This is a genomic window from Schlesneria sp. (assembly GCF_036405755.1).
In the GTDB taxonomy this organism is placed as follows: Bacteria; Planctomycetota; Planctomycetia; order Planctomycetales; family Planctomycetaceae; genus Schlesneria; species Schlesneria sphaerica.
On sequence record NZ_DASWWZ010000100.1, the window covers coordinates 1 to 8,044 of the forward strand.

General features: G+C 55.0%; 6 protein-coding genes. 5 read left to right on the forward strand and 1 reads right to left on the reverse strand.

The features are described 5' to 3' along the window. Positions 1 to 182 precede the first annotated feature (182 nt). The 4 genes from VGE80_RS03435 to VGE80_RS03450 all read left to right on the forward strand — a co-directional run bounded on the left by VGE80_RS03435 (position 183) and on the right by VGE80_RS03450 (position 5,658). A complete protein-coding gene (locus VGE80_RS03435; RefSeq protein WP_373652239.1) occupies positions 183 to 1,415 on the forward strand; it encodes a molybdopterin molybdotransferase MoeA in 1,233 nt (410 codons plus the stop codon). Between the two features lie 147 nt (positions 1,416 to 1,562). After that, positions 1,563 to 2,948, forward strand: a complete 1,386-nt coding sequence (gene mgtE / locus VGE80_RS03440) for a magnesium transporter (protein WP_373652238.1) — start codon at positions 1,563 to 1,565, stop codon at positions 2,946 to 2,948. A gap of 350 nt (positions 2,949 to 3,298) precedes the next feature. Continuing rightward, positions 3,299 to 4,198, forward strand: a complete 900-nt coding sequence (locus VGE80_RS03445) for a MerR family transcriptional regulator (protein WP_373652237.1) — start codon at positions 3,299 to 3,301, stop codon at positions 4,196 to 4,198. After that, positions 4,195 to 5,658 carry a cryptochrome/photolyase family protein gene (locus VGE80_RS03450; RefSeq protein ID WP_373652236.1) on the forward strand — a complete coding sequence of 488 codons (1,464 nt, stop codon included), beginning with the start codon at positions 4,195 to 4,197 and terminating at the stop codon, positions 5,656 to 5,658. Before VGE80_RS03445 ends, VGE80_RS03450 begins: the two co-directional genes overlap by 4 nt. A gap of 32 nt (positions 5,659 to 5,690) precedes the next feature. On the opposite strand, the gene VGE80_RS03455 is transcribed toward VGE80_RS03450, so the two are convergent. Further along, the gene (locus VGE80_RS03455) at positions 5,691 to 6,518 is read right to left on the reverse strand and encodes a dimethylarginine dimethylaminohydrolase family protein (RefSeq protein ID WP_373652235.1); all 828 of its coding nucleotides are present in this window, start codon (positions 6,516 to 6,518) and stop codon (positions 5,691 to 5,693) included. 1,266 nt (positions 6,519 to 7,784) lie between these two features. On the opposite strand from VGE80_RS03455, the gene VGE80_RS03460 reads away from it, so the two are divergent. Further along, the coding region (locus VGE80_RS03460; protein ID WP_440591688.1) for an FHA domain-containing protein at positions 7,785 to 8,044 on the forward strand (260 nt) is incomplete at its 3' end.

Genomic DNA, 8,044 nt, shown 5'->3' on the forward strand with positions numbered 1-8,044 from the left:
CCTGGATCGAGTAGAGGCGGCACGAGTGGCCGCCTCTGAGCTGAATACCGTGAACCGATATGAATTAGGCCACTGGCCGGTCGAGTTGAATGCCAGTGCCTCGTGCAAAGTAAGCAATCCGCTTTGACGTAGACGAGTCGAGCCGGCCTTGCCCAGTTCATAGACCACGCAAAGAAGACAATATGTGGACTGTGGACGACGCCCTCCAGAAACTGGTCGCAACTATTACGCCCCTTGGTGTTTCCCAGGTACCTCTCAGTGAGGCTCTGGGACTGACACTGGGGGCGGACGTCATTAGCCACTCGGATTCTCCCCCTTTCGACAAATCGCTGATGGATGGCTACGCCGTCCGGGCAGCAGATGTCACCGCCGTGGGCACGTCGCTGAAAGTGATCGAAACGGTCACAGCAGGGCGCGTCCCATCGATGCGAGTCGGTCCGGGTGAAGCCACACAGATTATGACGGGGGCTCCTCTTCCCGAAGGAGCCGATGTGGTGATCAAGGTTGAAGAAACCCGGCGAGACGGCGATCGCGTTGTAGTGCAGTGCGGTCCACCAACTATCGGTGCAAACCTGATTCGACGAGGGACGTCAGTCCGGTCAGGTGCATGTGTTCTGAGTCGCGGCCTGACACTGAACGGTGCCCGCATCGGGGCGCTTGCGGAACTGGGGTGCGCACACGTCACGGCCCGGAGACGCCCGAAGGTGTCCATTCTGGCAACAGGCGACGAACTCGTTCCGATCGAATCCGCTCCCGGCCCCGGCCAGATTCGCAACTCCAATGTCGCCATGCTCGCGGCCCAAGTTACAGCAGCGGGGGCCGAGGCAATGTCTCTGGGAATCGCTCGAGATAATCGCGACGACCTGCTGTCGAAGATTCGAGAGGGGTTGCAATCAGATCTACTGGTCCTGTCGGGGGGCGTCTCGGCCGGAACACTGGATCTGGTCCCGGCAACGCTGGCGGAAGCGGGGGTGGAGCAGGTCTTCCACAAGGTCGAAATGAAGCCGGGTAAACCTCTCTGGTTCGGTCAGTTTTGCGGCGTTGATCGATCAGCGTCTGTCAGTTCGGCAAGCCACTCTGCCTATGTGTTCGGTTTGCCGGGCAATCCTGTCAGCAGCATGGTCTGCTGCGAGATCTTTGTCCGGACGGCGATTCGCCGTCTGATGGGAGTCGATCCTCCAACACCCAGTCCGATCTTTGCGAAACTCGAGCACGCATACTCGACTCGGGCTGATCGTCCAACGTATCATCCCGCGTGTCTGACGTGGACGAAAGAGGGACTCAGTGTCCGGTTGGTTCCCTGGCACGGATCGTCTGACCTGTGCGGCACCGTTTCTGCGAACGGTATGGTGTTTCTCTCGGGCGAAGCTCGCCAGTTCCAGGTGGGTGATTGCCTTCCGTCGTATGCTTGGTAGAGGGTGCCAGCCGTCGCTCATCGGCGCAGGAATCGCTGTCTGACGCTGGCTTTCATGACATCTCGGGAAGTCGGCAAAGAGACCAGCAGGAACAGCGGAACACGGATGCTCGGGTCGAGCTGACGAGTCTGAGAGGATTCAAGACAAATGCTTTGCAAGTTGATGCTGCCAGAGATTCGTGAGCTGATCGAAAACCGCGATGGCACAACGCTGAGCGAAGCGCTGGATATGTGGCAGCCGGCGGACATTGCTGAATTGTTTGCTGATCTCAGCGACGCTGACCAGAAGGCGGCATTTCGTTTGCTACACGGGCCCCAGCGCACGTTGATCTTTGAATATCTCGACCGGCCAACACAGCATATGCTGTTGGAAAGTCTTGAGCCCGCCGACGCGGGGGCGCTGTTCAATGACATGTCGGCAGACGACCGGACCGCTTTGCTGGAAGAACTTGACGAAGCGGACCGCGAGAAACATCTTCAAACACTTTCCGCGCAGCAGCAGGCGATTGCACGGTCCCTGCTTCATTATCCAGAGGACAGTGTCGGCCGATTGATGACACCCGATTTTGTCGCGGTCCGCCCGAATTGGACCGTTGAACACGTGCTCGAGCATGTCCGTCGTCACGGGCAGGACAGCGAGTCTCTCAATGTCGTCTATGTCGTCGACCATGACATGCACCTGATCGATGACTTGAGAATTCGACAGATTCTGATTGCACCGGTCCACATCACCATTGAGCGGTTGATGGACTCCAATTACGTTGCGCTGCAGGCGACTGATCTGAAACGCTCCGCAATTGAAGTCTTCCGCCGGTACGATCGAACGGCACTTCCGGTGTTGGATGAACATCACAAACTGGTTGGGATCGTCACCATCGACGACGTGCTGGATGTCGCTGAACAGGCGGCGACCGAAGACGCACAGAAGTTCGGTGGACTGGAGGCCCTGAGCGAGCCCTATGCGAGCACGCCCCTCTTTACGATGGTGCATAAACGAGCAACCTGGCTCGTCATTCTGTTCCTCGGGGAACTTTTAACCGCCACCGTCATGGGATACTTCGAACACCAGCTCGACCAGGCGGTGGTGCTTGCGCTGTTCATCCCGCTGATCATTTCCAGTGGAGGAAATTCCGGTTCACAGGCCGCGACGTTGATCGTGAGAGCCCTCGCTGTGGGAGAGATTCGGCTTGTCGACTGGATGAAAGTCTTTCGCCGTGAGGTCATCTCGGGATCAATTTTGGGATTGTTGCTGGGATCGATTGGCTTCTTACGAATTGCGACATGGAGTCTATTTTCCGATGTCTATGGCGAACATTGGGCGCTGGTCGGAATGGCAGTCAGTCTGTCCCTGGTGGCGATCGTGCTATGGGGGTCACTGATCGGTTCGATGTTGCCGTTCGCTCTCAAACGCCTCGGGCTTGATCCTGCGACTTCCTCTGCGCCCTTTGTCGCCACGTTCGTCGACGTGACGGGATTGTTAATCTATTTTTCGATCTCAATCATTGTTCTGGGCGGGACACTTCTGAAGAATTAGCCGTCGCAGCTATTCTGTTCCCGTACCTGGCTTCTCGAAATCCTGACGCGCGATTTGACACAGACGGTGAATTTTTTCGCTGTGCATTATCAAATCGTTTTTTGCTTTTTATCGGTGGCGCTGCTTCAAATCGGCGCGAATTGAGTTCTTGGACGCTTTCATGGCGAAAAAAACGACATTCATGTATGGAGTTTTGGACCCAAAGTGCGTATTACTTCATGAAATGGATTTGTAACATGCGACGGCGATCATCAGCCGGCGGGCCTTGAGATGGAGACTGTATCGTAATCGTTGCGGACGCGACGGTGAGCTGTCTAAAAACAAAACGAAATCGTGCCAGGGAAAAAGAAATGAATGATTTACTTTCCCCAAAGCAAGTGGCAAGAGCGATCGGACTCAGCGAATCGTCGATCAAAAGGTACTGTGACCAGGGTGCAATTCACTTCGTGCGTACGCTCGGCGGGCATCGCAAATTGCCTCTGAGTGACGTGTTGAGGTTCGTCAAAGAACGCGAACACGTGATTGTCGTGCCCGGCGCTCTCGGGTTGCCAACCCGATCGCAGCGTTCCGAGATTGGGCTGGAGCGAGGGGTTAGAATCCTTGTAGATGCCTTGATCAAAGGAAATGAAGAATCCGTCTGGCAAGTCGTTTATGATCTTTATTTGGCCCGGCATTCCATCAGCACAATTTGCGACCGGCTGATGATCCCTGCTTTCCGCGAGATTCGTGAACGATGGGCGTCGTCGTCAATCGAAGTCTACCAGGAACGTCGAAGTTGTGAGTTCCTTCAAAGAGTCTTGTTCAATCTCCGATCGACCCTGAAGGCGCCCGACAAGGAATGGGATGCCTGCGGTGGAACTTTGGAAGACGATACCAACAGCCTTCCGAACGCAATGGCGGAACTGGTTCTGCGCGACTGCCTCTGGAATGCCACCTCGCTGGGTACGTCAATTCCCTTTGACTCCATGGTGAATGCGCTCAGTGACATGAAGCCGCGACTGTTCTGGCTCACCGCAACTCGCATCTCTGATATTGATCGATTCGTCAAGCAGGTGGAATCATTGTCGCAAATCGCCGAAGCAAATGGCGTTGCTTTCCTGGTGGGTGGTAGAGCGGTCGACGAAGATTTGCGTCGGAGACTCGCGGGATTGTCGTGTCAGGTCTGTGAGTCGCTCCAACAACTCGAGAATCTGGCCAGATCTATGCGGCGTGCGGGGGCAACAAACGCGGGGTTAGAAACAGAGTCGTGAATCGTCCCCATATCGTCTGGTTTCAACGCGATCTACGGATTGAAGATCATCCCGCCTTGCAGTCGGCCATCGAGCGAGGTGAACCGGTCGTCCCGCTTTACATCCATTCATGTCCCGTTAACGATGAAACCGCTCCAGGTGCCGCAAGTCGCTGGTGGTTGCATCATTCGCTGATGCGATTGAGTCGCGAGTTACAATCTCGCGGTTCCCGCTTGATCCTTCGAACCGGGGAACCGTTGGCCATACTGCTGGAACTGGTTGACGAGTTGGACGCGGTTGCCGTCTACTGGACTCGGGGCTACGAACCGGCGTTACGCAAGCGAGACGAAATCACGAAGCGTGAGCTCAATTCTCGCGGAATTGAGGCCGAGAGCTTCGGCGGCAATCTTCTCTTTGAACCGTGGGACATTCAAACCAAAGAGGGTCGTCCGTATCAGGTCTTCACCCCCTTCTGGAAGGCATGTCTCAAGGCTTCGCCCCCCGACGAACCACTTCCCGCTCCCGAGCAGATTCGGCCGCCAGATCAATGGCCCAATTCGTTGACGGTCGACGACCTCAAGCTACTTCCCACGATTCGCTGGGACGACGGTTTTCATCAGTTCTGGGAGACACCACAAAATTCCGCCGCAGATGTGCTGGATCGATTTCTGAAGTCGGCCGCGTTTGAATACGACACACAACGAGACTTTCCAGCGACACGCGGTACTTCACGACTTTCTCCGTACCTGCATTTCGGCGAGATCAGTCCACGCACGGTCTGGCACCAGACTTCAAAACTGATCGAAACAATGTCGGGCAAGAGTGTTGCCAGCGCAACAGAAACGGCAGGGCCTGACACGTTTCTTAAAGAAGTGGGCTGGCGCGAATTTGCACACAATTTGATCTATCACTTTCCGTCGACGGTGGAACGGCCGCTACGGGCGGATTTCGAGAGATTCCCGTGGCGAGCGGATCCTTCGGGTCTGGTTGCCTGGCAAAAGGGAGAAACTGGCTACCCGATAGTGGATGCCGGAATGCGCGAATTGTGGGCGACCGGGTGGATGCACAACCGGGTGCGGATGATTGTCGGTTCTTTTCTTGTTAAGGACTTGATGATCTCGTGGAAGTACGGTGCCGCGTGGTTCTATGACACTCTGGTTGATGCAGACCTCGCCAATAACACACTGGGGTGGCAATGGATTGCGGGCTGTGGGGCCGACGCGGCTCCGTACTTTCGAATTCTTAATCCACAACTGCAGTCGGAAAAATTTGATCCTCAAGGATCCTATCTCCGTCGCTGGATACCAGAACTGAAAGACCTTCCACTTCCCTGGCTGCATGCCCCGTGGACGGCTCCTGCTGGAATTCTCGCAAGGGCCAATGTTGTTCTGGGAAAGGACTATCCGAAACCAATCATCGATCATGGCGTTGCGCGTGAGCGAGCACTCGACGGACTGCGCCAGATGAAAGACGCCCCGTAAGTACGGAATCGCTTTGCCGGGCGACGCATACGTCAGGACCAGGTCGCGGCCTCTTCCCCATCCAGTCGCAGTGTCAAACATTTTGCGCTTCCACCCGCTTTGAGAAACTCGTCCAGCGGTGTGCTATGGGGAATGAAGCCGTGCTTTGACAGGCTGGCCTCCAACTGAGGGCAACCCTCATTCAGAACGACATGCCTTCCAACGACGACGGCATTACAGGCGAACCTCGCGGCTTCCTTTTCGTTGACTTCAATCAGGAGTGGGATCTGCTGAAGTGCACGGCGGGCGTAGTCATCGAATGCGTGAGGAAAGTAAATCGCAGATGTCGCATCGAGAGGACAAAAGCAGGTATCGAGATGATAGAAGCGATCATCGACCAGTTGCAGCGGGATGGCGCGGCAATTCAGTTCCGATCCCAGCCACTGGATGGAAGAAGCATCACTGCGAACAAGGTATCCGCCGTACAACGTGTCTCCGCAGAAAAGAGCGTCGCCTGCTCCTTCAAAGTTCAGCCCAACCGGCAACGTGATGGTCTCGAATCCATTCGCGGTGAACCAGGCGTTGTCGATCGGTGTTTCGCCCTGACGTGCGGGATGTCGAAAGGTTGCAAGGAATATCTTGTTCTTCCAGACCAGACCCGCATTCGCGGTAAAAACCAGGTCGGGAAGGCCCTTGACTGGATCCATCAGACAGATCTTCACGTTGAGTTCGCGCAGCAGATCGTGCAACGTCTGCCACTGCTGCATGGAGCGGGCTGAGTCGCTGGGCGTGTCTCGATTCATCCATGGATTGATCTCGTACTCAATCCCGTAGTAGTCGGGTGGGCACATCAGGATCGTTGGCCGAATGATTTCTCGCATGCTAGACCCCACGATTCAGAACGGTGTGACTTTCTGGAATCGTACGCAAGTGTCACCAATCTGTCTCAGCGCGCAACGTGACGAAACGCTGACTGACGAGGGGACGTCTAAAGAAGGGGCCTGTCGCAAATGGATCTGCTGTGCCCGGGGGGAGCGGTCCTTCGTGTGGCTTCGTAAAAGCCGGTCGAAGAAAACACGAAATGTTGAAAGGTGTCGCGCGAGCGACGGGGTTGCGGGCGAAAGATTAACTGTGCTCGCATCCTCCCCGAGTATCGTCCCAGGTCGCCGGCAGATTTCTATTCCGAAACTGATGGTGCGACTTTTCAGAATGAGTAGTACGGCCGTGACTGGACTTTGATTCACTCTGTTCGCATCGCCGAAGGAACGTGATCACGGAGAGCACGACGTTGCGTTATAAGAAGATTTGGGCTATCAGTTGATTGATGTTCACTTATCAAGTCAGCTTGTCATCCCTGATGAGCGACGGAATACTGGAATCAGGAAGACAACTCAGCGTCGCCGATTCCGCAATGGAATCTCGAAGTACGTGATAGACTACCGTTAAGGCCAAGCCACCTCCCTTCGCTTCGTTCTCGATGCAGGCCTGGAAAACTGACGAGTGAAAACGTGATTTCTGATCGCTGGTCTCAGTTGCCGAACCTCGATGTCGCAATCAATCCTGTCTTGATTGATGAAGCCGATCGTTGCGATGCAATAGCGATGAATCAGTTCTCGGAACTTCACGACCTCGCTGGTGCCCCGGTGATAGAAGAAACCCGGACGGAGTCGTCATTAAACCCGCGAAAGTCGATATCTCCATCTTTCGAGTTAAGGTTCACTGCCGAGGTGAGCATTAAGCTCGTTGTCCGCGTACAACCTTCTGATGATCGATGTCTTGTCATCATTCTGATGTCGAACAATGTGCGAATATCGCGTCACATGGGTCCTCGGGCCGGATCGCACAACGACCTGTTAAATCCAATTGAATCTTACGTGCTTACCACAGTCGGCCCCCCGGTTTTAAAAGCCATCTGGACAAAATTCGGGCTTCAAGACACAAAGGGGGCTGATTCGATTCTGCTTGTCAGTCACTGTGGCAACGATTTTCGTTTGAATTCCCTCCAGAAGGGGCGAAACACGGGATGCCACAATTTAGCGAACCGACAACGGTACCAGAATTAAATTTCGCCAAGGCCCCTGCTGTCGATTGCCTGCCAATGCTCGAGGTGCTGAATCGCCCTCGATATCTGAGAGAGGTTGAGAAGAATGTCAGAACTCGTCATTCAGTCGGGCAAGCTCCAGGGGAAGCGCCTTGTCCTGCCTTCCAAGCAAATGGTGGTGGGACGGGACGACGACTGCGACTTGCGTATCGGTTCTGCACTCGTCAGCCGCAAACACTGCGTCCTGAAAAATACACCTGAAGGAATTCTGGTGACAGATCTGGGAAGTCAGAACGGAACGCTTGTTAACGACGCGCCAATCAAAGGGCCGACCCTGCTTCGAGAGGGAGACGTTCTCAGGATCGG